Origin of the sequence: Microbacterium sp. NPDC058345, from assembly GCF_042723855.1 — a bacterium.
Lineage (GTDB): Bacteria > Actinomycetota > Actinomycetes > Actinomycetales > Microbacteriaceae > Microbacterium.
On sequence record NZ_JBHXIG010000004.1, the window covers coordinates 114933 to 140511 of the forward strand.

Here is a 25579-nt window from a genome sequence, read left to right on the forward strand (position 1 = left end):
ATCATGAGCATCGATCAGAACGGCGACCGGAAGGTGCAGGGCGTCTCGCTGCGCTCGCTGCCGAAGGTGTCGCTGCACGACCATCTCGACGGCGCCGTGCGTCCGGCGACGATCCTCGAGCTCGCCGACGAGGCGGGCATCGACGCCCCGGCGGGGGACGCGAAGGCGCTGCGGCGGTGGTTCGCCGAGCGCGGCGATTCCGGCTCGCTCGTCGAGTACCTGAAGACCTTCGACCTCACGACCGCCGTCATGCAGACCGAGCAGGCGCTCACCCGGATCACCCGGGAGTTCGTCGCCGACCTCGCCGAGGACGGGGTGGTCTACGGTGAGGTCCGCTGGGCGCCCGAGCAGCACGTCGCCGGCGGCCTGACGCCCGCCCAGGCGGTGCGAGCGGTGCAGCGCGGCATCGAGGAGGGCGAGGACGACGCGGATGCGGCCGGCCGCAGCATCCGCGTGGGGCAGATCCTCTCCGCCATGCGCCAGGGCGATCGGTCGCTGGAGATCGCGAAGCTCGCCGTCGCGAACCGCGAGCGCGGGGTGGTCGGCTTCGACGTCGCCGGCCCCGAGGACGGCTTCCCGGCATCGGGTCACCGCGCCGCCTTCGACTACCTTGCCTCGGAGTTCCTGCCGGTGACCGTGCACGCCGGCGAGGCCGCGGGGCCGGCATCCATCCGCTCCGCCCTCATCGACGGCCGCGCGCTGCGCCTCGGCCACGGTGTGCGCATCGCCGAGGATCTGCAGGTCTTGGAGCGCGAAGGCGATGAGGTGCAGGTGCAGTTCGGCGACCTCGCCCGGTGGGTGCGCGACCGTGAGATCCCGCTCGAACTGTCGCCGTCGTCGAATCTGCAGACCGGGGCGATCACCCAGTGGGGCGACGAGCTCGCGGACCACCCGTTCGACCTGCTCTACCAGCTCGGCTTCGCGGTCACCGTGAACGTCGACAACCGCACCATGAGCGGCACCTCACTGACACGGGAGCTCGCGCTGCTCGTCGACGCGTTCGACTACGACCTCGACGATCTCGAGACGTTCCAGTTCAACGCCGCATCCGCGGCGTTCCTGCCGGTCGAGGAGCGCGAGGAGCTGGTCGAGATGATCTCCGAAGGTTTCGAGCGCTGAGCGCGGATCGCACGGAGCACAGCCGGATGTCCTGCATCGCCGTCGTGGGCGCCGTGTCGTGGAACACGCTGGTGCTCCTCGATGATCTCCCCGCGCCCACGCCGCACATGCAGTTCGCCCGCGGTGATTGGCAGACTCTCGGCGGCACGAGCGCGGGGAAGGCGCTGGCGCTGGCCGCGCTGGGCCGGCGGGTGCGGTTGCGCGCTCGGGTCGGTTCGGATGCCGCGGGCGCTCGCATCCGCGCTGCCCTCGACGGTGCCGGCATCGGCCTCGAAGATCTCGTGGTCACGGGCACCTCCGAACGGCATCTGAATCTGATGACGCCGCGGGGCGAGCGCGTGTCGCTGTATCTCTCGACACCCGAGGCGCCGCCGACGGTGGCCGATCCGGTCGAGCTGTTCTCCGATGCGGCCGCGATCGTGCTCGACCTGTCGGACGAGGGCCTGGCCGCGATTCCAGCCGCCCGCGCCTCAGGGCGCCCGATCTGGGTCGACCCGCACGACTGGGATGGAGTGCAGGACTTCCACCGGCCGTTCCTCGACGCCGCTCATGCTGTGCTGTGCAGCGCGGACCGGCTCGACGATCCCGCCGCGTTCCTGCGCTCGTGTGTCGCCGGGGGCGTGGCCCTCGCGGTCTGCACGAGGGGCGCCGAGGGCGCGATCGCCGTCGACGCGTCGGGCGAGCTGCACGCCGTGCCGGCTGTGCCCGTCGATGTCGTCGACACCAACGGCGCAGGCGATGCCTTCTTCGCCGGTGTCCTCAACGCGACGCTGGGAGGCGCCGCCGTCCAGGCCGCGCTGACAGCGGGGGCTCGTTCGGCCGCCGCCGCGCTGCGCTCACGGCATCTGCATCCGCTGCTTGACGACGTCCTCGTCTGAGCGCGCTGGTTCAGCCGAGCAGCGCCACGATCGCCCTGACAAGTACGACCAGGGTTCCCGCCCACGCGCACAGCAGCATCACGCGCCTGGCCAGCCGCACGGGAATGCGCCGAGCGGCGAACGCGCCGACGATGATGCCGATCGCGGTGCATGCGCCCAGCACGACCAGATCGAGCGGCGCAGTGGCGGGAAGACCGCGCAGGGCGACGGAGACCGCCCCGTAACCGAGGAAGATCACCTGTGCGCTCGCGGCGAATCGGCGCTGGGGCCAATCATCGCCCAGCGCATAGGCGGCGAGAGCAGGACCCGACAGCCCGCTCGAGGCGTGCATGAAGCCCGCCAGCGCGCCCGCCGCGACAGCGCCTCGACGGCCTCGCAGATGCCGCGCCACCGGGCCGAGCCACTGCGCGCCGAGCGCGATGACACCCATCGCGCCGATGAGTATGAGAAGCGCCGGCTCGGGAAGGGCCAGCGATGTCATCGCGCCGAGCGGCGCGGCGATCAGCCCCGCACCGAGCAGCCACAGCGTGCGCCGCCAGTCGACCTCGCGCCACGCGCCGGGCAGAGCGAAGAGCGAGGCGATGACCGCGAGGAAGACGGCGAGGGTGACCCCCTCGACAGGCCCGTACACGAGTACGACAGGACCGATCAGCACCAGCACGAACGCCAGCCCCGTCACGCGCTGGATCAACGCGGCGACGAGGACCGCCGCTGCTGTGAGGACGAGCACGCCTCAGCGTCCGCGAGGTGGGGCGGTCGGCTGCGGCATCCTGGTGCTGTCGGGCGTCGGTCGGGCCATCCCGACGATCTTAGGCGCTCGCGACCCCCTCCGCGCGCCCCGCGAACGCGTCGCGCACGGCCGGGAAGAGCGGATGATCCGATGCCAGCCCCGTCACCTCGGCGGCTAGCTCCACGGGGTCGTCGGTGCGCAGCCTGCGCTGCAGCTCGACGGACTGCTCGTCTTCAGGATCGTCGAACGCCAGCGCCGCGGCGACCGCGGTGAGCAGCGCATCGACGGACAACCCGCGCTCGGCCGCCTCGGCCGCCGGCCCGATGAAGCGCTCATGTCGAGAGAGCTTGCGCAGCGGCTGGCGCCCCACCCGCCAGACCGTGTCGGGCAGGGCGGGATTCGCGAAGCGCTGCAGGATGGTTTCGCGGTACTCCGCGAGCTCTGCAGGGTCGAGCCCGTGCTTGGCCGCCAGCAGCGCCGAGGTCTCTTCCAGCGTCGCCGCCACCTGACCGGCGATCGATGCGTCGGCGAGGGCGTCGGAGATGCGCTCGACGCCGGCCATGGCGCCCAGGTAAGCCGTCGTCGCATGTCCGGTGTTGACGGTGAAGAGCTTGCGCTCGATGTACGGAGCGAGATCATCGACGAAATGCGCGCCGGGGATGCTCGGCGGGCTGTCCCCGAACGGTCCGCGTTCGATGGCCCACTCGTGGAACGGCTCGACGGTGACGTCGACGCCCGCTCCCTCGGGCTGCCCGGGGACGATGCGGTCGACGGCGGTGTTCGCGAACACCGCGCGCGCAGCGACGGCCCCCCAGTCGTCGTCGCCGGCGCGCGCGGTGATCTCCTGACGCAGCAGATCGGTCGCTCCGATGGCGTTCTCGCACGCCATGATCTGCAGCGGTGCCGCCTGCCGATCGCGGCGGCGCAGCCCCTCCAGGATGGGTGCCGCGACGAAGCGCAGCACCGTCGGCCCCACGGCGGTGGTCACCACGTCGGCATCCGCGATCTCGGCGACGAGCCGCTCGGGATCCGCCGCGCTGTTGATGGCGCGAAAGCCGGTGACGACGGTGTCGCCGCCGCCCTCGCCCACCTCGTGCACCGTGTAGCTGTCTGCGGCGTTGATCGCGTCGACGAGCTGTGCGGCGACGTCGGAGAACACCAGCTCGTAGCCGCCCTGGTGCAGCAGCAGCCCGACGAAGCCGCGGCCGATGTTGCCGGCGCCGAAGTGGACGGCCTTGGGGGAGGTGCTCATGACTCGTTGACGGCAGAGAGCAGCTCGAACAGTTCCTCGGGGGTCGAGGCGGCGTTCAGGCGCGCCACGTCGTCCTCGTCGGAGAACAGGATCGCGATCTGCGAGAGGATGTCGAGGTGCTCGCCGTCCTTGCCGGCGATGCCGATCACGAACGTCGCCTGCTCGCCGTCCCAGTCGACACCGCCGTCGTAGCGGACGACGCTGAGCGCCGAGCCGATCACCGCGTCCTTCGCGTCGTTCGTGCCGTGCGGGATGGCCAGGCCGTTGCCCATGAAAGTGGACACGGCCTGCTCGCGGTCGTGCATGGCCTGCAGGTAGTCCGAAGTGACGGCACCGGCCGCGACGAGCGCGTCGGCGGCCTCCTTCAGGGCTTCATCGCGAGTGGCGGAGCCTTCGCGGATGCGTACGCGGTCGAGGGTGAGTACGGTCATTTCATTTCCTTTCGAGGCCGTCGTCCGGCTAGAGACCTCGCCAAGGGAGGTCCAGCACCTCAGCAGAGGACACGAAATGTGCCTCCGCTCAGATCACCTATCTTCATCCAACGGCCCGTCGCTCCGGCCATCGCGTAGCGAAACCAGCGAACCTGGCCGCTCATGTAGCCCCACTTCTCGAGGGTGCATCTGGCCGGGATCCAGATCATGTCCGTGTCGTCCCAGCCGAACTTCGTCGCACTGTTTTCTCCCGGGTATATGGATCCGGTAGGACCTGCACACACGGTCGTACTCGAGGCGTTTTGGCATATCGTCATCAGGCGACTTCCGTTGTTGTAAACGGTCGCACCTGCGGCGTGAGCATTCGGAGTCGGTCCCGCCAGCGTGACGACAAAGGCAACTGCTGCGACAGCTAGCGCTCTCAATGCGAGCCGGCCACGGTCGAGTCTCAGTGTTTGGGATGTCATTTTTGCGCCTTCCCTTGTGCGTCCCCCGTGCACTACCGCGGCGCCAAGGGTGGGCTGGATATTGCCGGATAGCGTAGGGGCATCTGTGGCAATTCGCTACTGCCGAGTGTGCCGGTCACGCACCATTTCTACGACTTCGTCGTACTTCGGCGAGTTCATGAAGTTGTCGACGGAGATGTGAGTCGACTGCGGCGACTTGCTCCGGGCGCGATCCGTGAGCTGTTGCTGGGTGATGACCATGTCGGCGGTGCCGTCAAGGTTGGCGATCGCCTGGTTGACGACCGTGACGCCCTCGACGCCTGCCTTCTTCAGCTTGTTGCGCAGCACGCTGGCGCCCATGGCGGACGAGCCCATCCCGGCGTCGCAGGCGAACACGATCGACTGGATCGGCGCGGCCGCGGTCGTGGTGGCGCCGCCCGCGTCGGTCGCCGCAGCCGCTTCGCCTCCTGCACCGAGGGTGCCGAGCACGCTGGACTTCTTGCCCTTGTTGGCCTCGGTCTGACTGATCGCCGAGCCGAACGCGTCGGCACCCGACTCCTCGGCGGCGAGGTCGCGCCGGCGGGAGGCGCGCAGGATGACGGCGGTGATCAGGAAGGTCACCGTCGCGGCGAGCACCACCGACAGGTAGACGACGAGCAGGTTGCCGATGCCGCCTGCAGCCGGGCTGGACGCGGCAGCGGTAACGGCGATGATGCTGCCGGGCGCCGCGGGGAAGGCGAGGCCGCCGCCGAGGATCATGTTCGTCGCGACGCCGGTCGCGCCCCCGGCAATGAGGGCGAGGATCGTCATCGGCTTGCTCAGCGCGTACGGGAAGTAGATCTCGTGGATGCCGCCCAGGAACTGGATGACGGCGGCACCGGGTGCCGAGGACTTCGCCTGGCCGACGCCGAAGAAGGTGAACGCGAGCAGCAGACCGACGCCGGGGCCGGGGTTCGCCTCGATCAGGAAGAGGATCGACTTGCCCGCGTCGGTCACCTGTTCTACGCCCAGCGGCGTGAACACACCGTGGTTGATCGCGTTGTTCAGGAAGAGCACCTTGGCCGGCTCCACGATGATCGATGCGATCGGGAGCAGGTGCAGCGAGACTAGCCAGCCCACGGCGCCGCCGAGGACGGCGCTTACACCGATGATGACGGGACCGAAGACGAAGAACCCGAGAATCGCCAGGAGCATGCCGAGGATGCCCGCGGAGAAGTTGTTGACCAGCATCTCGAAGCCGGGCTTGATCTTTCCCTCCCAGATGCGGTCCATCCACTTGGTGACGAGGGCCGCGAACGGGCCCATGATCATGGCACCCAGGAACATCGGGATGCTGGTGCCGACGATGACGCCCATGGTCGCGATCGTGGCCACGACGCCGCCTCGTTCCCCGTGGATCATGCGACCGGCGGTGTTGGCGATGAGCAAGGGCAGCAGGTACGTGATCATCGGCCCGACGAGACCCACGTACTGCGGGAAGGTCGCGCCGTCCTCGCTCTGCGCGAGCGCGGTCATGGCTCCGGGCCACCCGATCTCCGACGCGTTGCCGAATCCGCCGAGCAGATCGGACACCGGATGCCAACCGCCCAGCCAGCCGGCCGCGATGAAGAGCATGGTGATGAAGCCCCAGGCGATGAAGGCCGCGATGTTCGGCATGATCATGCCGGAGAGGAATGTGCCGAAGCGCTGGACGCCTACTCGCGCCCTGCCGAATCGTGTCGGCGTTGACGTCGTCGTCATGATGTCGTCTCTTTCTGGTGTGAGGGTGTCGGGTTACTGCGAGGTCGAGGAAGCGGATGCGGCATCGCGAGCGGCGGCGCGGGCACCGGCGGCATCGTCGGCGCCGAGGGCCGCGTCGGCGATGCGCCGTGCGTCGTCGAGGGTGTGTCCGGCCAGTGAGCGGCGCACGTCGGCGAGGGCGGCAGGAGCCATGGACAGGCTCGTCGCGCCCAGGCCGACCAGCACGACCGCCAGCAGCGGATCGGCGGCGGCTTCGCCGCAGATGCCGACCGGCTTGCCGAGGCGCGCCCCGGCGTCACCGACCTCGCGAACGAGGCGCAGCACGGCCGGATGCCAGGGGTCCTGGAACGACGCCACCGATCCGAGCAGGCGGTCGGCGGCCATCGTGTACTGCGTGAGGTCGTTGGTGCCGATGGAGGCGAAGTCCGCGTGCGCGAGCACGCGGTCGGCCAGTAGCGCGCTGGCGGGCACCTCCACCATCACCCCGGCCGTCTTGAGTCCGTACTCCTTGGCGAGCGCGGTGAAGTACGCCGTCTCCTCCACGGTCGTCACCATCGGAGCCATCACCCAGAGGTCGGATGCGGTGGCGGCATCCGCCTCGGCGAGGGCGGTGAGCTGCTCGCGCAGGATGTCCTCGCTGGCGCGCAGCGCCCGCAGCCCGCGCAGCCCCAGCGCCGGGTTCTCCTCGTGCGCGTCGTTCAGGAACGCCAGCGGCTTGTCGGCGCCCGCGTCCAGCAGGCGCACCACGACCTTCTTCCCCTCGAACGCCGTGAGCAGCTCGATGTACGCCGCGCGCTGCTGCTCGATCGTCGGTGCCTGGGCGGAGGACAGGAAGAGGAACTCGGTGCGGAAGAGCCCGACGCCTTCGGCGCCGCGCGCCACGGCGTCGGCCGCGTCGGAGGGCTTGCCGAGGTTCGCCAGCAGGCTGATCGGCGTACCGTCGGCGAGGGCGCCGGGGGTGGGGGGAGAGGCGTCGTCGGCGGCCCGCGCGGCGATGCGCTCGGCGACGACGGCGATCTCGGCGTCGGTGGGGGCGTCGTTCACCGTGCCGGCCGCGGCGTCGACGACGACGGTCTGACCGTCGACGAGGCCGGTGGCATCTGCGGCGCCGACCACGGCGACGATGCCCTTCTCGCGGGCGAGGATGGCGGTGTGCGAGGTTGGCCCGCCGTCGGTGGTGATCAGCGCGAGCACCTGCTCGAGGTTCAGCAGGGCGGTGTCGGCGGGAGCGAGGTCGCGGGCCACGAGCACGAACGGATGCCCCGGATCGGGCACACCGGGCGCCGCGACATCGCGCAGCCGGGCCAGCACCCGCTGGGCGATGTCGTCGAGGTCGGCGGCGCGCTGGCCGAGATAGCCGCCGACGGCCTCGAGGGTCGCGCGGAATCCGGCGAATGCGTCGTGCACGGCCCACTCGGCGGTGCTGCCCTCGTCGATGCGACTGTCGACCTCGTCCTGAAGGGTCGGGTCCTCGGCGATCATCGCCTGAGCCTCCAGCACCTCCTGGGCGGAACCGCCCGCGGCATCCGCGCGCTGCTGCAGCTCTGCCGCGACGGCCGCGACGGCTTCACGGGCGCGGGTGCGCTCGGCGTCCGCCCCGACGGTGCTCGGCAGCTTCTCGGGCGCCGGAAGCGCCTCGGCCATGCGCACGACCGTGCCCGTCGCGACGCCCTGGCCGATGCCCACACCGCGCAGGATGCTCATGCGTCCTCGTCGTGATCGGTGGTGAGCAGTTCGGTGAGGGTGTCGAGCACGGCTTCCGCGTTCTCGCCCTCGGCGCTGATGACGACGTGGTCTCCGAAGTCGATGCCGAGGGCGATCACGCTGAGGATGCTGGCGGCGTTGACCGCCTTGCCGGAATCCTTGGCGATGGTCACCGGGATGCCGGCCTCTTTCGCGGCCTGCGCGAAGAGCTTCGCGGGGCGGGCGTGCAGTCCGTGCGACGAGCCGACGCGGACGGTGCGGGAAGAGGCGGTCATGAGTTTTCCTTCCGGTCGTGCGGCGCGGCGATCGCGTCGCGGACGAGGCGCAGCGTGCGGCTGCCGTCGAGGTCGGTGAAGGCGTCGCCGGGAAGCGTGACGACCTGCGAGCGGCCGGAGAGCGCGCGGCGGATGGCGTCGGCGCGATCCGCCAGATGCGGACCGATCAGCACCGCATCCACTCCGGTCGCGAACAGCGCGGTGTGCTCGGTGCCGGCTTCGGTCGTCCAGGGCAGCCCGGCGGCCACGGCCGCGCGCCGCAGTCGCTGTGCGACGAACGTGCTGGACGCGCCGGCCCCGCACACCACCAGGATCCGCATCGATGCCCCTTTCCACCCTCAGTGTGCTGCCGGCTCCCAGCGTTCTTCCAGCAATCTTCCTTCCGCCCCTGCGGAACGTCGGCTTCCGCCTCCGCGGCGGACGGGACTGGCATCATGGAGGCGCACGGGTCGACGATGAGGAGGCGGAGATGTCGCGTCAGCGCCAGGACCAGCTCCTCACCGCGCTGCTGCGCCAGGACGGCTGGTCCACGGCGGCCAGCCTCGCCGATCGGCTCGGGGTGACCCCGCGCAGCATCCGAGCGTACGTGGCGTCTCTCAACGCCCGCGTGCCAGGGGCCGATGCGATCGAGTCGGGCCCGGCGGGCTACCGTTCCGGACCGGGCGCCGTGGACGCCCTCGGTGTCGCCGACGCGCACGGCACTCCGCGTGCGCGGCTGCATCGCCTCATTCGCACCCTCGTCGACGAGTCCGCGGGGATCGATGTGTACGAGACGGCTCTCGCGCTGCACGTCAGCGAGACGACACTCGAGAACGACCTGGCGAGGGTGCGCGCCCTGCTCGAGGGCGGCGGAGTCCGCCTGGAGCGCGATCGCGACCGCGTACGCCTGCACGGCGATGAGCAGTCGCTGCGGCGCCTGCTGAGCAGGCTCGCGCAGGACGAGATGGATGCCGGGCCCCTTCGGGCCGACGCGCTGCAGCGCGCTCTCGCGCCGGAGGCCGTGCCCGCGCGGGCCGTCGGTCCGTTCAAGACCGCCCTGGTCCGGGAGCTCGGCGCCCTCGGTTACTTCGTCAACGAGCTGGCCATCAGCGACGTGCTGCTGCACATCACCATCGCGGCCGAGCGCGTGGCCGTCGGGCGCGCCCTGGAGAGCACCGCGGATGCCGCGGATGCGGCCGTCATCGCGGTCGGCGAGACGATCGCCCGGCTCGCGGGCGAGCACTTCGGCGTCGCCCTCGGCCGCGGCGATCAGGAGCACCTCGCGAACCTCGTGCTCACCAGGGTCGTCACGCCGGGGCAGGACGCACAGCGAAGCACGCCGCGCAGCATCGACCCCGAGGTGGAGCGGGCCGTCCGCGCCGAGATCGAGCAAGCCGCCCACGACTATCAGGTCGACCTGGTCGATGACGTCTTCATCATGCGGCTCGCCCTGCACGTGCAGAACCTGCTGCGGCGGTCCCGTGAGCAGGCGTGGACCCGCAACCCGCTGACCCGGTCGCTGAAGTCGTCGTACCCGATGATCTTCGAGGTCGCGGTCTCGATCGCCAGCGGGCTGCACGACCGCCTGGGGGTCCCGCTGCAGGAGGACGAGATCGCCTACATCGCGATGCACGTCGGCGGGCGCCTCGAGCGCAGCCGTGCGGCGGACGCCATCCTCTCCGCCACGATCGTGTGCCCCGGCTACCACGAGTTGCAGGAGCTGCTGCGCTCCAGCGTCGACCGCTCCCTCGGCACGCTCATCGAGGTCGTCCGGGTGGACACCAGCGTCGACCCGGACTGGAGCAGTCTCGACACCGACCTCGTGCTCAGCACGATCCCCGTCGCCGGCGCCGACGAACGCATCGTGCGGATCCAGCCGTTCCTCGGAGAGGCCGACATCGAACGCGTGCAGCAGGCCGCCGCCCGGGTGCGTCGCGGGCGCCGGCTGCGCCGGCTGCGGACAGAGCTGCAGCGCTACTTCTCCGCCGAGGCGTTTTTGATGCCCATCCCCGACGCCGGTGAGGACGAGATCATCCGCCGGCTGGGCGGTCTGCTCGCCGCATCCGGCCTGATCGGCGACGACTACATCGAGAACACCATCGCGCGGGAGCGGATGTCGTCGACCGCGTTCACCGACGCGCTGGCGGTGCCGCACGCCCTGCAGATGACCGCGCGGCGCACCGCGATCGCCATCGGCATCGCCGACGGCTCAGTCGCGTGGGGGAGCGGACGCGTGCAGGTGGTCGCGCTCGCCGCGTTCAGCGAGAGCGACCGTGATGCCTTCCAGACCGTGTTCGAGCAGTTCGTCGAGGTCTTCAGCGAGCGCGACAGCGTGCAGCGGATCGTGCGTCGCGCGACAGGCTTCGAGTCCTTCCTCGACGAGCTGGTCGCGGTCATCGAGGGGTGACCTCCGTCCGTGTGAGGTCGCGGACGGTCACCGCGGCGCGATCACCGCGACGAGCGAGTCCAGCAGCACGGCGGCGCCGGGGGCATCGGCGACCTCCAGGGTCACCTCGTCCCCCGGCAGCAGACCAAGGTCCATCAGAGCGAGGATGCTGGTCAGATCGACGCGTTCGCCGGCATCCGTCGACAGCGTCACCGGCGCGGAATGCGCCTGAGCGAGACGCACCAGCTCGGCGACGGGCCGGGCATGCACGCCGTCGGGGACGGCGATCGCGACGCGCCGGCGCAGCACCGTCATCGCCGCTCCGCGAGCAGCTCCCGTACGGCGCCCTCGATCTCGGCGACGGCGGCGCGAGCCAGCTCGGCCGTCTCGCCGCGCGCGTCGATGTAGACCTTGAGCTTCGGCTCGGTGCCGCTCGGGCGCACGATCACGCGCGAGCCGTCGGCCAGCGCGTAGCGCAGCACGTCGCCGGCGGGAAGCCCGGCGGCACCCGCCGCGAGGTCCTCCGCCTTCGCGACGGCCCGTGCGCCGAAGGAGGCGGGCGCGTCGGCGCGCAGCGAGAGCATCAGCCCGCTGATCACCGACAGGTCGTCGACGCGGATCGACACCTGCCCGCTCGCGAAATGACCGATCTCGGCGCCGAGCTCGTCGAGCAGGCCGGCGATGGTGGTGTCGCGGCCTCGCGCCTCCGCGGCGAGACCCAGGATCGCCACGGCGGCCGAGATGCCGTCCTTGTCGCGCACCGTCTCGGGATTGACCAGGTAGCCCAGCGCCTCCTCATAGCCGAACGCGATCCCGGGAGCCCGTGAGATCCACTTGAAACCGGTCAGCGTCTCGTGGAAGTCGAGGCCGTACTTCTCGGCGATCGCACCGAGCCCCGGAGACGACACCAGTGAGCAGGCGAGCGACGCGCCGTGCGGCGCCGCGGCGGGGGCGACCTGGACGGCCTTGGCGGCGCGCCAACCCAGCAGCAGCCCGACCTCGTTGCCCGTCAGACGGCGCCAGCCGCCCTCGGCTGTGGCATCGGGGATCGCCACGGCGAGACGGTCGGCATCCGGATCGTTCGCGAGGATGAACTCCGCGTCCGCAGCCCTGGCCCGCGCGAAGGCCAGGTCCATCGCGCCCGGCTCCTCGGGGTTCGGGAAGGCGACGGTGCGGAACGTGGGGTCCGGCTCGCGCTGCTCGTCGACCACACGAGGAGCCGGGTAGCCTGCGGCCTTCAGCACGCGCGAGAACGTCTCCCAGCCCACGCCGTGCATGGCCGTGTACACCCAGCGCATCTCCTGCACGCCGAAGGGTGCGGGCGCGAGCGCGGCGGTGGCGGCCACGTACGCGTCGACGACGTCCTCGCCGGCGACCTCATAGGCGTCGGAGCGGGGCAGCACGCCGATGTCGCCGGCGTCGGCCACCCGCTGGATGTGCGCGGCGATCTCGGCATCCACCGGCGAGACGATCTGCGCTCCCTGATCCGCTCCGCCGAGATACACCTTGTAGCCGTTGTCGTTCGGCGGGTTGTGACTCGCCGTGACCATCACCCCGGCGTCCGCGCCCAGGTGGCGCACGGCGAACGCGAGCACCGGCGTCGGCAGCAGCCGGGGCAGCAGGATCGCACGCAGCCCCGCCCCGGCGAACAGCTCCGCGGAGTCGAGAGCGAAACGCCGCGAATTGCGCCGGCCGTCGTAGCCGATCACGACGGTCGGGGTACCCGCCGCGCGCTGCAGCAGGAAGCCGGCGAAGCCGGCGGCCGCCTGAGCGACCAGCACGCGGTTCATCCGGTTGCTTCCGGCGCCGAGCGCGCCGCGCAGACCGGCGGTGCCGAAGGCCAGCCGGCTGCCGAAGCGATCATCCAGGTCGGTCAGCGCGGCGGTGTCGCCGCCGGCGGCGCGGGTGATGACCGCGGCGAGCTCGTCGCGGGTCTCGGCATCCGGGTCCTGACGCAGCCAGGCGCGTGCCTGCGCGAGCCGGTCGGCGCCGTTCACAGCGCCTCGATCACGCGGGCGAGCAGGGCGGAGATCACCGGTTCGGCCTCGCGCCCGGCCTCGATGACCTCCGCGTGGCTGAGCGGCGTCTTCTGGATGCCGGCGGCGAGGTTGGTGATGAGCGAGAAGCCGAGGATCTCCATCCCCGCCTCCCGCGCGGCGATGGCCTCGAGCGCGGTGGACATGCCGACGATGTGGCCGCCGATGGCCTTCGCCATCTGCACCTCCGCCGGGGTCTCGTAGTGCGGCCCGCGGAACTGGGTGTACACGCCCTCGTCGAGCGTGGCGTCGACCGTCCTGGCGACGTCGCGCAGGCGCTGCGAGTACAGGTCGGTGAGGTCGATGAAGGTGGCACCCTCGAGCGGCGAGTCGGCGGTGAGGTTGATGTGGTCGCTGATCAGCACCGGCTGGCCGGGCTTCCACGTCTCGCGCACGCCCCCGGCGCCGTTGGTGAGCACCATGATCTTCGCGCCCGTGGCCGCCGCGGTGCGCACGCTGTGCACGACGCGCCGCACGCCGTGCCCCTCGTAGTAGTGGGTGCGCGCGCCGATGACGAGCACGTTCTTGCCGCCCGGCGTGCGGATGCTGCGCAGCGTCCCCACGTGGCCCTCCAGTGCCGGCTTGGAGAAGCCGGTGACCTCGGTGGCGGGGACGGTGGCGACGGTCTCGCCGATGAGTTCGGCCGCCTTGCCCCAGCCGGAGCCGAGGGTCAGGGCGATGTCGTGGTGGTCGACCCCGGTCAGCCGTGCGATGTCGGCGGCGGCGTGCGCTGCGACCTCGAACGGGTTCGCGTTCGGGTCGTCGAGGGGGTGCGTGAACGTTTCAGGCATGAGTCCACTCTAGGAACGTGCAGGTCGCACTGCCAGGATTGCGGAAGAATGGAGACCATGTCACAGACTCCCTTCGCGAACAGGCAGAGTGTGGCCGTCCTCGGTGGCGGCCCCGGCGGGTACGAAGCAGCTCTGGCCGCCGCCCAGCTGGGCGCGGAGGTCACGCTCGTGGAGCGGGTGGGGGTGGGCGGCGCAGCCGTGCTCACCGATGTGGTGCCGTCGAAGAGCCTGATCGCCACGGCGGACGCTGCGGTCGCGATCTCCGAGGCATCCGATCTCGGTGTGCAGTTCTACGCCAAGGGTGCGAACGGCAAGCCGCTCAAGCCGGAGATCGCCATCAACCTCGCGGCCGTCAACAAGCGCCTGCTGGCCCTCGCCGGCCAGCAGTCGGAGGACATGCGCGCCGCGCTGCTCGAAGCCGGCGTGCGCATCCTCTCGGGTCACGGGCGCCTCGAGGGCCCGAACGCCATCATCGTCTCCACGGCGCCGGGCGGCACCGACTTCGACCGCGTCGAGGCCGACACCGTGATCGTGTCGGTCGGTGCATCGCCGCGCGAACTCGACTCCGCGAAACCCGACGGCACGCGCATCCTCACCTGGACGCAGCTGTACGACATGAAGCAGCTGCCCGAGCACCTGATCGTGGTCGGCTCGGGGGTGACCGGCGCCGAGTTCGCCTCGGCGTACATGAACCTCGGTGCCAAGGTGACGCTGGTCTCCAGTCGCGAGCAGGTGCTGCCCGGCGAGGACAAGGATGCCGCGAAGGTGCTCGAGCAGGTCTTCACGCGCGGCGGGATGCAGGTGCTCTCGAAGGCGCGCGCCGAGAAGGTCGAGCGCACCGAGGACGGCGTGCGGGTGACCCTCACCGACGGGCGCACCGTGGACGGCAGCCACTGCCTGATGGCCGTCGGCTCGATCCCGAACACCCGCGACATCGGCCTGGAGGAGGCGGGCATCGAGCTCACCGAGGCGGGGCACGTGCGGGTGAATCGCGTGGCGCGCACCTCGGTGCCGAACGTGTACGCGGTGGGCGACTGCACGAACTTCTTCCCGCTGGCATCCGTCGCCTCCATGCAGGGCCGCACCGCGGTGTTCCACGCGCTGGGCGACATCGTGATCCCGCTCGAGCAGCGCAGGATCACCGCCAACATCTTCACCGCCCCTGAGATCGCCACGGTCGGGTACTCCGAGCAGGACGTGGAGAACGGCGTCGCCGACGGCATCGCCTACAAGCTGCCGCTGGCGGCGAACCCGCGCGCCAAGATGATGGGCATCAAGGACGGCTTCGTGAAGATCATCGCCCGCAAGGGATCCGGCACGGTGATCGGCGGCGTGATCGTCGCCCCGAAGGCCTCCGAGCTGATCTACCCGCTCGCGGTGGCCGTGGAGCGCCGCCTCACCGTCGATCAGGTGTCGCGCGTGTTCGCCGCCTACCCGTCGCTGTCGACCAGCATCACCGACGCGAGCCGGGCGATGCACCTGGTGAACATCTCCTGAGATCCGCCTCCTGATACGCGGAAGGCGCGTCCACCCGAACGGGGAGCGCGCCTTCCGCGTGTGCGTTCTGGTCAGCTGATGGTGAGCAGCTGGTGTCCGGCCGACACGGTGGCACCGGCGTCGGCGCTGATGTTGCCGATCACGCCGTCCTTGTGCGCCTGCAGCGGCTGCTCCATCTTCATCGCCTCGAGCACGACCACGAGATCGCCCTTGACGACCTGCTGGCCCTCTTCGACGGCGACCTTCACGACGGTGGCCTGCATGGGCGACTTGACCGCGTCACCCGAGGCGCCGGCGTTCGCGACGGTGGCGTGGCTGCGCCGAGACGGCGGCACCACGGCGGGACGGCCGGCGGTGCCGGCGACGGGCGCGGCCACACGGTCGGGCAGGCTGACCTCGAGCCGCTTGCCGCCGACCTCGACGGTCACCGTGTGGCGCCCCGGCGTCGCGGCGGGACCTTCGGGCTCACCGTCCCACGCGGGGATGTCGTTCACGAACTCGGTCTCGATCCAGCGGGTGTAGACGCCGAACGTGCCGTTCTCGGCGGTGAACGCGGGGTCGCGCACCACCTTGCGGTGGAACGGCAGGACGGTCGGCAGACCGGACACCTCGAACTCGTCGAGGGCGCGTCGTGCGCGCTGCAGCGCCTCGGCCCGATCACGGCCGGTGATGATGATCTTCGCGAGCAGCGAGTCGAACGCGCCCGACACGGCATCGCCGGCGGTCACGCCGGAGTCCAGCCGGGTGCCCGGTCCGCCGAAGGTCTTGAAGACGTGGATGGGCCCGGGCTGGGGGAGGAAGCCGCGTCCGGGGTCCTCGCCGTTGATCCGGAACTCGATCGAATGTCCCTGCGGGGCGGGGTCGTCGTAGTCGATCGTGCCGCCGGCGGCGATGCGGAACTGCTCGCGCACCAGGTCGATGCCCGTGACCTCCTCGGAGACGGGGTGCTCGACCTGCAGGCGGGTGTTGACCTCGAGGAACGACACGGTCCCGTCGGCGCCGATGAGGAACTCGCAGGTGCCGGCACCCACGTAGCCGACCTCCTTGAGGATCGCCTTCGACGCCGCGTACAGCTGCCGGTTCTGCTCCTCGGTGAGGAACGGCGCCGGCGCCTCCTCGACGAGCTTCTGGTGGCGGCGCTGCAGCGAGCAGTCGCGGGTGGAGATGACGACCACGTTGCCGGCGGCATCCGCGAGGCACTGCGTCTCGACGTGGCGCGGCTTGTCGAGGTACTTCTCGACGAAGCACTCGCCGCGGCCGAAAGCCGCCACCGCCTCGCGGGTCGCGGACTCGAACAGCTCGGCGACCTCGTCGAGCTCGCGGGCGACCTTCAGGCCGCGGCCGCCGCCGCCGTAGGCGGCCTTGATGGCGATCGGCAGGCCCACCTTCTCGGCGAAGGCGACGACCTCCGCCGCATCGGCAACCGGACCGGGCGTGCCCGGCGCCAGGGGAGCGCCGACCTTCTCGGCGACGTGACGCGCGGTCACCTTGTCGCCGAGCGCTTCGATGGCCTCGGGCGACGGGCCGATCCAGATCATGCCGGCGCCGATGACGGCGCGGGCGAAATCGGCGTTCTCGGCCAGGAAGCCGTAACCGGGGTGCACCGCGTCGGCGCCGGAGCGACGGGCGACCGAGAGGATCTTGTCGATCTGCAGGTAGGTCTCGGCGCTGGTGGCGCCGTCGAGGGCGTAGGCCTCGTCTGCGAGTCGCGCGTGCATCGCGTCTCGGTCCTGGTCGGCGTACACGGCGACAGAGGAGATTCCGGAGTCCCGGGCGGCGCGGATGATGCGTACGGCGATCTCGCCGCGGTTCGCGATGAGCACCTTGGCGATATCAGGCATGACTGTCAGCCTAGCGAGTGCCGGCGCGATCCTTTTGACGACTCTCCACAAGAAATACCGCGAACCGTGGTGCGGGGCTCACTGCGCCGCGGTCGCCTCCTCGAGGGCTGCCGCGTTCCACAGGTCCGTCCAGGTCACGCCGAGCTCGCCCGCCAGCCGCCGCAGGGTCGACAGCGACATCCCCACGACGGTGGACGGGTCGCCTTCCACTCGTGTGATGAAGGCGCCGCCGAGGCTGTCGACGGTGAACGCGCCCGCGACGTGCAGCGGCTCGCCGCTGGCGATGTAGGCCTCGAGCTCGGCATCCGTCACATCCGCCGCGAAGGTGACCGAGGCTTCGGCGACCGCCGTCGCCTCGACCGGCGGTGCGTCGGGCCGCACCCGGTGCACCGAATGCCCGGAGAACAGCACGCCGGTGGCGCCGCGCATCCGCTGCCAGCGCTCGCGCGCGGCTTCGGGCGTGTACGGCTTGCCGTAGACCTGGCCGTCGAGGGCGAACATCGAGTCGCCTCCGATGACGATCCCGTCGAAGCGGGGATGCTCCGCAGGCAGCCGCCCTGCCACGTCCGCGGCCTTCGCCCTGGCCAGCAGCAGCACGAGCTCGCCGGGGGTGAGGGGTGCGCCGCGCTCTGCCTCGGCGGAAGCCGCGACGGCGTCCTCGTCGACGTCGGGCGCGAGGATCAGCGGTTCGATGCCCGCCTGCCGCAGCAGCATCAGACGGGCGGGGGAGGTGGAGGCCAGGCAGACGCGCATGTTCCCACGGTATCCGGGATGGATGCCGTGCCGTGGGAGGATTGGAGGATGACCTCCTCCCCGGGCGACGAGCTCGAGCTCGACATCACCGGCATCGCTCATGGCGGCACCTTCGTGGCCCGTCACGAGGGCCGGGTGGTGTTCGTCGCGGACGCGATTCCCGGCGAGCGGGTGCGCGCTCGCGTGACCGACGCGTCGAAGAGCTCGTTCTGGCGCGCCGAGACCCTCGAGGTGCTCGATGCCTCGCCGCATCGGAGGGATCACATCTGGCCCGAGGCCGACATCGCCCGCGCACCCGAGGACCGCGTCGGCGGAGCCGATCTCGGTCATATCGCGCTCGACGAGCAGCGCGCGCTGAAGCGACGCGTGCTGCAGGAGGCGCTGGACAAGTTCGCCGGTGCCGGGCTCACCGCCCCCGAGGTGCACGGTTTGGATGCCGGCGACGGCACCGGGTGGCGCACCAGGGTGTCGCTGCACGTGGACGCCGACGGCCGCATCGGCCCGTACGCCGCGCGCAGTCACCGCGTGATCGACGTCGCGACACTGCCGCTCGCGCGACCGGCCGTCGCGGATGCCGCCAGGACGCTGCAGGGGCAGCGACCGGGTCGGGTCGACCTCGTCGAACCCGGTGACGGCCGGGTGCGCGTGCTGCCGCGGCCGGAGGGGCGTCGCGAACGACGGCCTCGCCCCGAGACGGTCTTCGAGCGCGTCGGAGACCGTCGGTTCGAACTCGACGCGGGCGCGTTCTGGCAGGTGCACCCGAAGGCGGCTGCCACGCTGCACGCCGCGGTCGCAGAGGCGCTCGCCGGGCGCGTCGACCCGGACGCCACCCACTTCGACCTGTACGGCGGGGTCGGGCTCTTCGCGTCGACGCTCGGTGAGCAGGGCGCGACCGACATCGTCACCGTCGAGTCGGACCGTCGTGCCACCGAGCACGCCGCCCGGAACCTCGAGCGCTTCGATGCGCACGCCGTCACCGCCCGCGTCGACCGCTTCCTCGACGGCCTCCCCGAAGGCACCCGAGCGGGTGCGGTCGTCCTCGACCCTCCCCGCGCCGGGGCCGGGCGCGGGGTCGTGGAGTCCGTTCACGCTCTGCGGCCGGACGCGGTCGTGTACGTCGCCTGCGATCCGGTGGCGCTGTCCCGCGACCTCGGCACCTTCCGCGGACTGGGCTGGGACGTGGCATCGCTGCGCGCCTTCGACCTCTTTCCCCACTCCCATCACTTCGAAGCCGTCGCGCTCCTCACCCGCTGAGCGGCGCGGGCGACTGGATAAGCTGACACCATGAGCACCGTCGCCCTCATCGACGACCACGAATCCGTCCGTCTGGGACTGGAAGCCGCCTGTCTGCGCGACGGCGAGCAGGCCGTGGTCTTCTCCGGCGCCACCGTGAAGGAATACCTCGCCTGGCGCTCCTCGGCGGCGGTTCCTCCGGTGGATGTCGTCGTGCTCGACCTCACGCTCGGCGACGGGACCACGGTGACCGAGAACGTCGCGACCCTCGTCGCCGACGGAGCCAGCGTGGTGATCCACAGCGTCGCCGATCGTCCTGCGGCGGTGCGCGAGGCGCTGGTTGCCGGTGCTGCCGGCGTGGTCAGCAAGTCGTCCGCGCTGGACGACGTGCTCGACGCGATCCGCACGGTCGCGCGCGGCGAGGCGCTGAACAACGTGGAGTGGGCGAGCGCCGTCGACGGCGACCGCGAGTTCGCCGACGCGCAGCTGTCCAGCCGCGAGCGCGAGGTGCTGCGGCTGTACGCCACCGGCCTGCCGCTGAAGGCGGTGGCGGAGCGTCTCGGGGTGGCGTACTCCACCGCCAAGGAGAACATCACCCGCATCCGCGTGAAGTACGTGGAGGTGGGCCGCCCCGCTCCGACCAAGGTCGATCTGCTCCGGCGCGCCATGGAGGACGGGATCGTCGCCGCGGACGGGGTGACGAGTGCCGGTTGACGCCCGCACCATCCGCGAGGCCTGGAGCAGCATCCCTTCGCCCGGAGCGGTCGGGGCCGGGATGGAGCGGTTCACCGGGCAGCGCATGGAGCGCATCCTCGCGATCGTCGCCGCGATCGGTTCCGCCGCACTGGGCGTGCAGGCGCTGCTGGCGGCGGTCACGAGGCTCGGCATGCCGGACGCCCCGCGCCTGGCGATGATGATCATGGTGTTCCTGCCGCTGCTGTGGATGATCCTCGCCTGCCTGACGGGACACTGGGTGAGGCAGGCATGCGGCGCGTTCGCGGTCGCATACGTGCTGGCCCTGTTGCTGTGGCCCATGGTGGTCGACCGGACGATCCGCACGCCCGAGAGCCAGCCGTGGATCTTCTTCCTGGTGAACGTCGGCGTCGTGGCGGCCCTGCTGGCCTTCCCGCCGCGGCTGCAGTTCGCCTGGGCGATCGGGCTGCCCTTCGTGTACGGGTACGTGCGGCTGGCTCAGGGCGACTTCACCCAGAGCTTCTGGATCACGACCGCGTTCGATGTGTCGTTCACGCTCATCCTCGGCCTGGTGATCGTGTCGCTGGGCTGGATGTTCCGTCAGGTCGCGAACGGCGTCGACGACGCGCGCTCGCGTGCCGTGCAGTCGTACGCCTCGGCGGCCGGCGCGACGGCGGCGGAGGAGGAGCGGGTGTCGATGGCGGCCCTGATGCATGACAGCGTGCTGGCGGCGCTGATCGCGGCGGAGCGCGCCGGCAGCGAGCGCGAGCGCACTCTGGCGGTGGCGATGGCACGTGAGGCGCTCACGCGCCTGGCGAACACCGAGGCGTCGATAGCCCAGGAGGGCAATGACGAGCCGGTGACGCGCGCGCAGGTCGTCGCCGAGCTGCGTCGCACGCTCTCGGAGCAGGGGGCGGATGCCATCGTCGAGGAACGCGGGGTGCCGGCGGCGGTACCGGGCCGGGTGGCGCGTGCTCTCGTTCTCGCGGCCCGCCAGGCGATCGGCAACGCCGTGGCGCATGCCGGCGGACGCGGCCTGCACGTCGTCGCGGAATCGGCCACGGCCGACCGTCTGACGTTGACGGTGGTGGACTCCGGCCCTGGCTTCGATCCGGACGCGATCGGCGAGGACCGTCTCGGCATCCGGGCATCCATCGTGGCGCGCATGGCGGCGGTCGCCGGCGACTCGGAGATCGTCACGGATGCCGGTGGCACGACCGTGCGGCTGGGCTGGGAGCCGTCATGAGGCGCACCGTTCGCAGCATGGCGACCGCGCTGGCTCTCGGGTTCGCGGTGTACTTCGCGGCGCGCGCGATCTGGTGGATCGTGCAGCCCACCGCACCGCTGCTCATGGTTGCCGCGATCGCACTGTATCTCGGCACCGTCCTGACGGCGGTGCTCGTCGAATCGGCGAACACCGTGCGGATGCCGCTGCTGCCGGCGATCATGTCGCTCGTCGCGGGTGCCGTCGTGCCGACGCTGGTGAGCCTGTCGCTCGAGCCGTCGACGCGCGGAGCGCCGTTCGCCACCTGGTACATCGGCGCGACGGGGCTGCTCGCCGTGGTGTGCATCGTGCGCCGGCGACTGATCGTCGGCTGGGCGATCCTGCTGGTCCTCGTCGTCGAGGCGTGTGCGTACATGGGGATCGGGGAGGCGTTCACGCTGGGCCTGGTCGGGTCGATCACCTGGGTGGTGGTGGCCCAGCTGCTGGTGCTGTTCTGGGATCGAGCGGTGCACGACACCGAGCGACTCGCCGACATCCAGCGGGCCGTCTCCGCGTGGCACGCCACCCAGCTGGTGCGTCAGCGCGAGCGGCGGGTGCGCGCGCAGCGCGCCCTGGCGGTCGCGGGTCCGGTGCTCAGCCGTACGGTGGCCGCGCGCGGTCAGCTGACCGAGCAGGAGCGACTGCAGGCGCGCCTGGCGGAGGGGACGCTGCGCGACGAGCTGCGCGGGGCGCAGCTGCTGAACGATGCGGTGCGCGACGCGATCAGCGGCGCACGGGCGCGCGGCACGCTGGTGACGGTGTTCGACGAGGGCGGCCTGGAGGGTCTGGACGAGACGCGGGTGAGCGAGATCCGCGACGAGCTGGCCGGTGTGATCGCCGAGGCGCGGGCGAACAGGGTCATCATCCGGGCGGGACGGGATGACGTGCTCGCGGTGACGGTGGTGGGTCGCGCGGCCGGCGGTTCGCGCGACGACGACGCCGTCGAACTCTGGCACGAGATTCCGCGCGAACCGCGCTGATCCGCGGCATCCGAGCGGGGTTCGGGGTGCGGGAGGAGAGTGGGCGAGGGGCGGCGAAGCCGCCCGCCCCTCGCCAGTGCGGACCAGTTACCCGAAAACTGTCCGCAGGGGGCGGTGATGCGTCTGTCTACCCTGGGACAGAGCAGCCGCCTAACGCGAAGCGTTGCTACCAGTCTGCTGACGTGCAAGCGCTCTGTCTGTAGGTATTTCGGGGGACAAAGTCGGCGTCAGCCCGAGAAGCGTCCCCAGGGGATGTCGCGCCGCAGCGGACCGCGCAGGGATCGCCGGGTGCGCTGCCACACCGACACCGGGGGCTCCTCGGCGACGGCGTCCTCGGACTCGCGGACGTATGCCTCGCTGACCACGGCGAGGAGGGCGGCGAGCTCTTCCTCGCTGGGGTTGCCGCGCACGATCTCGACGTGCGGTCGCTCCGCCGCCGGGTCGGTGCCGTCCGTGGCGCTCACAGCGGGATGTTCCCGTGCTTCTTGGGGGGCAGCTCGGCGCGCTTGCCCTTCAGCGCGCGCAGCGCCTTCGCGATGGCGACGCGGGTGTTCGCCGGCTCGATGATGCCGTCGATCTCGCCACGCTCCGCAGCGAGGAAGGGGGAGGTGACGCTGTAGGTGTACTCGTTGGCGAGGCGGGTGCGCACGGCGGCGACGTCCTCGCCGTTCTCCTCGGCCTTCTTGATCTCGTTGCGGTAGAGGATGTTCACCGCGCCCTGTCCGCCCATGACCGCGATCTCGGCGGTCGGCCAGGCGAGGTTGACGTCGGCGCCGAGCTGCTTGGAGCCCATCACGATGTAGGCGCCGCCGTAGGCCTTGCGAAGGATCACGGTGACCAGCGGCACGGTGGCCTCGGCGTAGGCGTAGATGAGCTTCGCGCCGCGGCGGATGACGCCGGTCCATTCCTGGTCGGTGCCCGGCAGGTAGCCGGGCACATCGACGAGCGTGACGATCGGGATCGAGAACGCGTCGCAGAAGCGCACGAAGCGGCTGGCCTTCTCGCCGGCCTCGATGTTCAGGGTTCCGGCCATCTGGGAGGGCTGGTTGGCGATGATCCCGACCGAACGGCCTTCGACCCGGCCGAAGCCGATGACGATGTTCGGCGCGAACAGCGGCTGCACCTCGAGGAAGTCGCCGTCGTCGACGACATGTTCGATGACCGTGTGGATGTCGTACGGCTGGTTGGGGGAGTCGGGGATGATCGTGTTCAGCCGCTGATCGGCATCCGTCGTCTGGAACTCGAACGCGGCCTCGTAGCTGGGCAGCTCGGCCATGTTGTTGTCGGGCAGGAAGCCGAGCAGCGTGCGGGCGTAGTCGATCGCGTCGTCCTCGTCCTCGGCGAGGTAGTGCGCGACGCCGGAGCGGGTGTTGTGCGTGTGGGCGCCGCCGAGCTCCTCCATGCCGACGTCCTCGCCGGTGACGGTCTTGATCACGTCGGGACCGGTGACGAACATCTGGCTGGTCTTGTCGACCATGATGACGAAGTCGGTGAGGGCGGGGCCGTACACGGCGCCGCCGGCGGCAGGGCCCATGATGATCGAGATCTGCGGGATGACGCCCGAGGAGCGGGTGTTCATCTTGAAGATCTCGCCGTACTTGCTGAGCGCCAGCACGCCCTCCTGGATGCGCGCGCCGCCCGAGTCGAGGATGCCGATGACGGGCATGCCGCTGGTGAGCGCGAACTCCATGATCTTGATGATCTTGTCGCCGGAGACCTCGCCGAGCGAACCGCCGAAGGTGGTGAAGTCCTGGGAGTAGACCGCGACGGTGCGGCCGTGGATGGTGCCGATGCCGGTGACGACGGAGTCGCCGTAGGGGCGGTTGCGGTCCATGCCGAAGGCGGTGGTGCGGTGACGCACGTACTCGTCGAACTCGACGAAGCTGCCGGCGTCGACGAGGAGCTCGATGCGCTCGCGGGCGGTCATCTTGCCCTTGGCGTGCTGCTTCTGCTGGGCGATCTTCTCGGGCTCGACGATGGCTTCGCTGAAGCGGGCGCGGAGATCCGCGATCTTGGCGGCCGTTGTCGAGAGGTCAGGCGTGTCCGTCACGGATTCCACCCTAGCGGCGGGTGCCGTCGAGACGTTGGATGCTCGCCACAACGGGTTCGCCGATCATTTGGCGACCGGCGTCAGCAGCCGGGGGCCTGCGGGCGCTCGGTGCAGGTGTGTGCGACCAGGGCGGTGTGGGCTTCGTAGATGCGGATGGCCTGGTCGGGTCCCGTCGTGGTGAGCTGCCCGGTGATGGGGAACCAGCCGACGCCGAGGTCGATCTCGGCGGTGTAGGCGACGTCGACTCGCGCGGTGTACGTGCCTCGGTCGGCGTAGGTATGGCTGGTGTCGGTGGGCGTGAACTGCGGCAGGTCGAGGGCCTCCCAGGTCTGCCCGCCGCTGTCGGCGGTGAGGCTGTCACCGTCGCCGAAGTGGAAGGTGAAGGATGCAGGCGTGAAGCGCACGCTGATGGGGTAGCCGAACAGCTCGCCGTCCTGGGTGTGCGTGTCGGCGGTGGCGACGAAGTTGGCGGGGAGTCCTGCGACGCCGAGGTTGTCGGGCTCGGCGGTGAGGGTGCTCGCGTCGGGAGCGAAAGAGGCGAGGTCGGTGATCGTGATCGGTGGGAGTGCGGGGGCGGGGTCGTCCGTCTCTTCCGCCTCCGCGCGATTGAGCGCGTCGACGCAGCGCATCATCAGATCCCAGTTGTCCTGGCATTGCGTGAAGGGATCGGGTCGGGGTTCCACGTCGACGACAAATTCTGTTCCGCCCAGGTCGGGACGCGATTCACTATCGGTGTGGTGAGTGCTTCCGCTACCAGGCGAAGTAACGACGCCTGATACGTCCAACCGGCCCGGATGATCGGTAGGAACCTCGGCCCAGACCTGATCTGCGCCGACCTGATCTGATGGCGGTGGAGGAGCTCCGGTACTGGCCTGAAGGACGAGGAGCAGCAGCGCACCTGCGCCCGTCCGAATCAACATTTGAAGTTCTCCGCGATCGTGTTCGAGCGGATCACCAACCCGGTCTGAGAGTCGCCCGGAACCATCTCGAGTTCGATAGCTTGTCGCGGCGATCGGCCCGCAGGAACGATCGAAACTCCCTCCGCGTTCAACAGATCCACTTCGGAGACGTCGAGACACACCCGAGCGGTTACTAGCTCGTCCTCGTAAGAAAAGGGGGTGAATCTATCGAAGGATGTCATCCCCGTGCGGGTTACGGACTCTGCGTGGTACAGGCTGTAGTTCTTGCGGCTTGCAGCCTCGGCCGGGTCGGTGAGCAGCGCGTAAACCGGCTCGATGGTACTTAGGTCGGACAGGTCCGTAGCGTTCACGGCATCCGTGTACGCCCGGTACGTCTCCTCGGCCGCCGCGAAGGCCTCCTCCTCCGAGGAGAACAGCGCGGTCTCGGTCGGCGTCGGGTCGGGCTCCGGCGTCGGCGTGCACCCCGCGAGCATCCCGAGCGCGAGCATGCCGGCTGTCAACGCGCCGAGAGTGCGCAAAGGGGTGGTCGCGATCGTCACCCGGCCACGGTAACCCCAACGGCGTGGTCTTCGCAGAAGTTG

The 25579-nt window shown here is 70.5% G+C and carries 24 protein-coding genes; 8 read left to right on the forward strand and 16 right to left on the reverse strand.

Features of this window, described 5'->3' with window-relative positions; all coding sequences use genetic code 11:
* The first annotated feature begins 3 nt into the window (after positions 1 to 3).
* On the forward strand, positions 4 to 1119 hold the full coding sequence (locus tag ACFWH5_RS14955) for an adenosine deaminase (protein ID WP_378836090.1): 1116 nt from the start codon (positions 4 to 6) through the stop codon (positions 1117 to 1119).
* 26 nt (positions 1120 to 1145) lie between these two features.
* Complete coding sequence (locus ACFWH5_RS14960) at positions 1146 to 1997, forward strand: carbohydrate kinase family protein (protein ID WP_378836091.1); 852 nt, start codon at positions 1146 to 1148, stop codon at positions 1995 to 1997.
* A 10-nt stretch (positions 1998 to 2007) separates the two neighbouring features.
* Here the strand turns inward: ACFWH5_RS14960 and ACFWH5_RS14965 are convergent, their stop codons facing one another.
* The 7 genes from ACFWH5_RS14965 to ACFWH5_RS14995 all read right to left on the reverse strand — a co-directional run bounded on the left by ACFWH5_RS14965 (position 2008) and on the right by ACFWH5_RS14995 (position 8895).
* Positions 2008 to 2727 carry a TSUP family transporter gene (locus ACFWH5_RS14965; protein ID WP_378836094.1) on the reverse strand — a complete coding sequence of 240 codons (720 nt, stop codon included), beginning with the start codon at positions 2725 to 2727 and terminating at the stop codon, positions 2008 to 2010.
* A 79-nt stretch (positions 2728 to 2806) separates the two neighbouring features.
* The gene (locus ACFWH5_RS14970) at positions 2807 to 3979 is read right to left on the reverse strand and encodes a mannitol-1-phosphate 5-dehydrogenase (protein ID WP_378836096.1); all 1173 of its coding nucleotides are present in this window, start codon (positions 3977 to 3979) and stop codon (positions 2807 to 2809) included.
* Positions 3976 to 4410 carry a PTS sugar transporter subunit IIA gene (locus ACFWH5_RS14975; RefSeq protein ID WP_378836099.1) on the reverse strand — a complete coding sequence of 145 codons (435 nt, stop codon included), beginning with the start codon at positions 4408 to 4410 and terminating at the stop codon, positions 3976 to 3978. The genes ACFWH5_RS14970 and ACFWH5_RS14975 overlap by 4 nt, the downstream gene beginning before the upstream one ends.
* A 563-nt stretch (positions 4411 to 4973) precedes the next feature.
* Entirely contained in the window at positions 4974 to 6596 is a 1623-nt protein-coding gene (locus ACFWH5_RS14980) for a PTS mannitol transporter subunit IICB (protein WP_378836101.1), read from the reverse strand.
* Between the two features lie 33 nt (positions 6597 to 6629).
* Positions 6630 to 8300 carry a phosphoenolpyruvate--protein phosphotransferase gene (ptsP, locus tag ACFWH5_RS14985; protein WP_378836103.1) on the reverse strand — a complete coding sequence of 557 codons (1671 nt, stop codon included), beginning with the start codon at positions 8298 to 8300 and terminating at the stop codon, positions 6630 to 6632.
* Entirely contained in the window at positions 8297 to 8575 is a 279-nt protein-coding gene (locus ACFWH5_RS14990; RefSeq protein ID WP_378836105.1) for an HPr family phosphocarrier protein, read from the reverse strand. Before ACFWH5_RS14990 ends, ptsP begins: the two co-directional genes overlap by 4 nt.
* Positions 8572 to 8895 carry a PTS sugar transporter subunit IIB gene (locus ACFWH5_RS14995; protein WP_378836107.1) on the reverse strand — a complete coding sequence of 108 codons (324 nt, stop codon included), beginning with the start codon at positions 8893 to 8895 and terminating at the stop codon, positions 8572 to 8574. Before ACFWH5_RS14995 ends, ACFWH5_RS14990 begins: the two co-directional genes overlap by 4 nt.
* A 149-nt stretch (positions 8896 to 9044) precedes the next feature.
* Here ACFWH5_RS14995 and ACFWH5_RS15000 point away from each other — a divergent pair, with 149 nt between their 5' ends.
* The gene (locus tag ACFWH5_RS15000; RefSeq protein WP_378836109.1) at positions 9045 to 10961 is read left to right on the forward strand and encodes a BglG family transcription antiterminator; all 1917 of its coding nucleotides are present in this window, start codon (positions 9045 to 9047) and stop codon (positions 10959 to 10961) included.
* 27 nt (positions 10962 to 10988) lie between these two features.
* Here ACFWH5_RS15000 and ACFWH5_RS15005 read toward each other — a convergent pair whose 3' ends face one another.
* Genes ACFWH5_RS15005 through ACFWH5_RS15015 form a run of 3 tightly spaced genes read right to left on the reverse strand, consistent with a single transcriptional unit; the run spans position 10989 to position 13767 of the window.
* A complete protein-coding gene (locus ACFWH5_RS15005) occupies positions 10989 to 11255 on the reverse strand; it encodes an HPr family phosphocarrier protein (protein ID WP_378836111.1) in 267 nt (88 codons plus the stop codon).
* Positions 11252 to 12937 (reverse strand): phospho-sugar mutase, encoded by a 1686-nt coding sequence (locus ACFWH5_RS15010; RefSeq protein ID WP_378836113.1) that lies wholly within the window; start codon positions 12935 to 12937, stop codon positions 11252 to 11254. Before ACFWH5_RS15010 ends, ACFWH5_RS15005 begins: the two co-directional genes overlap by 4 nt.
* Positions 12934 to 13767, reverse strand: coding sequence for a purine-nucleoside phosphorylase (locus tag ACFWH5_RS15015; RefSeq protein WP_378836114.1), 834 nt, complete (start codon positions 13765 to 13767; stop codon positions 12934 to 12936). Before ACFWH5_RS15015 ends, ACFWH5_RS15010 begins: the two co-directional genes overlap by 4 nt.
* A gap of 48 nt (positions 13768 to 13815) precedes the next feature.
* On the opposite strand from ACFWH5_RS15015, the gene ACFWH5_RS15020 reads away from it, so the two are divergent.
* Positions 13816 to 15264 carry an NAD(P)H-quinone dehydrogenase gene (locus ACFWH5_RS15020; protein ID WP_378836116.1) on the forward strand — a complete coding sequence of 483 codons (1449 nt, stop codon included), beginning with the start codon at positions 13816 to 13818 and terminating at the stop codon, positions 15262 to 15264.
* A 71-nt stretch (positions 15265 to 15335) separates the two neighbouring features.
* Here ACFWH5_RS15020 and ACFWH5_RS15025 read toward each other — a convergent pair whose 3' ends face one another.
* Together ACFWH5_RS15025 and ACFWH5_RS15030 are read right to left on the reverse strand one after the other, a co-directional pair.
* The gene (locus ACFWH5_RS15025; RefSeq protein ID WP_378836119.1) at positions 15336 to 17105 is read right to left on the reverse strand and encodes an acetyl/propionyl/methylcrotonyl-CoA carboxylase subunit alpha; all 1770 of its coding nucleotides are present in this window, start codon (positions 17103 to 17105) and stop codon (positions 15336 to 15338) included.
* A 78-nt stretch (positions 17106 to 17183) separates the two neighbouring features.
* Positions 17184 to 17858 carry a Maf family protein gene (locus ACFWH5_RS15030; protein ID WP_378836121.1) on the reverse strand — a complete coding sequence of 225 codons (675 nt, stop codon included), beginning with the start codon at positions 17856 to 17858 and terminating at the stop codon, positions 17184 to 17186.
* Between the two features lie 48 nt (positions 17859 to 17906).
* Here ACFWH5_RS15030 and ACFWH5_RS15035 point away from each other — a divergent pair, with 48 nt between their 5' ends.
* The 4 genes from ACFWH5_RS15035 to ACFWH5_RS15050 are packed head-to-tail and all read left to right on the forward strand — an operon-like array spanning position 17907 to position 22028.
* Entirely contained in the window at positions 17907 to 19112 is a 1206-nt protein-coding gene (locus tag ACFWH5_RS15035; protein ID WP_378836124.1) for a class I SAM-dependent RNA methyltransferase, read from the forward strand.
* Positions 19113 to 19142: 30 nt separating this feature from the next.
* Positions 19143 to 19805 carry a response regulator gene (locus tag ACFWH5_RS15040; RefSeq protein WP_378836126.1) on the forward strand — a complete coding sequence of 221 codons (663 nt, stop codon included), beginning with the start codon at positions 19143 to 19145 and terminating at the stop codon, positions 19803 to 19805.
* Positions 19795 to 21030 carry an ATP-binding protein gene (locus ACFWH5_RS15045; RefSeq protein ID WP_378836129.1) on the forward strand — a complete coding sequence of 412 codons (1236 nt, stop codon included), beginning with the start codon at positions 19795 to 19797 and terminating at the stop codon, positions 21028 to 21030. The genes ACFWH5_RS15040 and ACFWH5_RS15045 overlap by 11 nt, the downstream gene beginning before the upstream one ends.
* Positions 21027 to 22028 (forward strand): hypothetical protein, encoded by a 1002-nt coding sequence (locus ACFWH5_RS15050; protein ID WP_378836131.1) that lies wholly within the window; start codon positions 21027 to 21029, stop codon positions 22026 to 22028. Before ACFWH5_RS15045 ends, ACFWH5_RS15050 begins: the two co-directional genes overlap by 4 nt.
* A gap of 227 nt (positions 22029 to 22255) precedes the next feature.
* On the opposite strand, the gene ACFWH5_RS15055 is transcribed toward ACFWH5_RS15050, so the two are convergent.
* The 4 genes from ACFWH5_RS15055 to ACFWH5_RS15070 all read right to left on the reverse strand — a co-directional run bounded on the left by ACFWH5_RS15055 (position 22256) and on the right by ACFWH5_RS15070 (position 25537).
* The gene (locus ACFWH5_RS15055; RefSeq protein ID WP_378836133.1) at positions 22256 to 22492 is read right to left on the reverse strand and encodes an acyl-CoA carboxylase subunit epsilon; all 237 of its coding nucleotides are present in this window, start codon (positions 22490 to 22492) and stop codon (positions 22256 to 22258) included.
* Positions 22489 to 24087, reverse strand: coding sequence for an acyl-CoA carboxylase subunit beta (locus tag ACFWH5_RS15060; RefSeq protein WP_378836136.1), 1599 nt, complete (start codon positions 24085 to 24087; stop codon positions 22489 to 22491). The genes ACFWH5_RS15055 and ACFWH5_RS15060 overlap by 4 nt, the downstream gene beginning before the upstream one ends.
* Before the next feature lie 71 nt (positions 24088 to 24158).
* Positions 24159 to 24761: a PKD domain-containing protein gene (locus tag ACFWH5_RS15065; protein ID WP_378836138.1), complete on the reverse strand. Its 603-nt coding sequence runs from the start codon at positions 24759 to 24761 to the stop codon at positions 24159 to 24161.
* Between the two features lie 230 nt (positions 24762 to 24991).
* A complete protein-coding gene (locus ACFWH5_RS15070; protein WP_378836141.1) occupies positions 24992 to 25537 on the reverse strand; it encodes a hypothetical protein in 546 nt (181 codons plus the stop codon).
* Positions 25538 to 25579: the final 42 nt, after the last annotated feature.

Coding starts and splice junctions, on each gene's coding strand:
- ACFWH5_RS15020 (WP_378836116.1), top strand. CDS start 13,816: ATGGAGACCATGTCACAGACTCCCTTCGCGAACAGGCAGAGTGTGGCC.
- ACFWH5_RS14955 (WP_378836090.1), top strand. CDS start 4: ATGAGCATCGATCAGAACGGCGACCGGAAGGTGCAGGGCGTCTCGCTG.
- ACFWH5_RS15015 (WP_378836114.1), bottom strand. CDS start 13,767: ATGCCTGAAACGTTCACGCACCCCCTCGACGACCCGAACGCGAACCCG.
- ACFWH5_RS15000 (WP_378836109.1), top strand. CDS start 9,045: ATGTCGCGTCAGCGCCAGGACCAGCTCCTCACCGCGCTGCTGCGCCAG.
- ACFWH5_RS14995 (WP_378836107.1), bottom strand. CDS start 8,895: ATGCGGATCCTGGTGGTGTGCGGGGCCGGCGCGTCCAGCACGTTCGTC.
- ACFWH5_RS14960 (WP_378836091.1), top strand. CDS start 1,146: ATGTCCTGCATCGCCGTCGTGGGCGCCGTGTCGTGGAACACGCTGGTG.
- ACFWH5_RS15030 (WP_378836121.1), bottom strand. CDS start 17,858: ATGCGCGTCTGCCTGGCCTCCACCTCCCCCGCCCGTCTGATGCTGCTG.
- ACFWH5_RS14990 (WP_378836105.1), bottom strand. CDS start 8,575: ATGACCGCCTCTTCCCGCACCGTCCGCGTCGGCTCGTCGCACGGACTG.
- ACFWH5_RS15035 (WP_378836124.1), top strand. CDS start 17,907: ATGACCTCCTCCCCGGGCGACGAGCTCGAGCTCGACATCACCGGCATC.
- ACFWH5_RS14980 (WP_378836101.1), bottom strand. CDS start 6,596: ATGACGACGACGTCAACGCCGACACGATTCGGCAGGGCGCGAGTAGGC.
- ACFWH5_RS14975 (WP_378836099.1), bottom strand. CDS start 4,410: ATGACCGTACTCACCCTCGACCGCGTACGCATCCGCGAAGGCTCCGCC.
- ACFWH5_RS15040 (WP_378836126.1), top strand. CDS start 19,143: ATGAGCACCGTCGCCCTCATCGACGACCACGAATCCGTCCGTCTGGGA.
- ACFWH5_RS15025 (WP_378836119.1), bottom strand. CDS start 17,105: ATGCCTGATATCGCCAAGGTGCTCATCGCGAACCGCGGCGAGATCGCC.
- ACFWH5_RS15005 (WP_378836111.1), bottom strand. CDS start 11,255: ATGACGGTGCTGCGCCGGCGCGTCGCGATCGCCGTCCCCGACGGCGTG.
- ACFWH5_RS15050 (WP_378836131.1), top strand. CDS start 21,027: ATGAGGCGCACCGTTCGCAGCATGGCGACCGCGCTGGCTCTCGGGTTC.
- ACFWH5_RS14970 (WP_378836096.1), bottom strand. CDS start 3,979: ATGAGCACCTCCCCCAAGGCCGTCCACTTCGGCGCCGGCAACATCGGC.
- ptsP (WP_378836103.1), bottom strand. CDS start 8,300: ATGAGCATCCTGCGCGGTGTGGGCATCGGCCAGGGCGTCGCGACGGGC.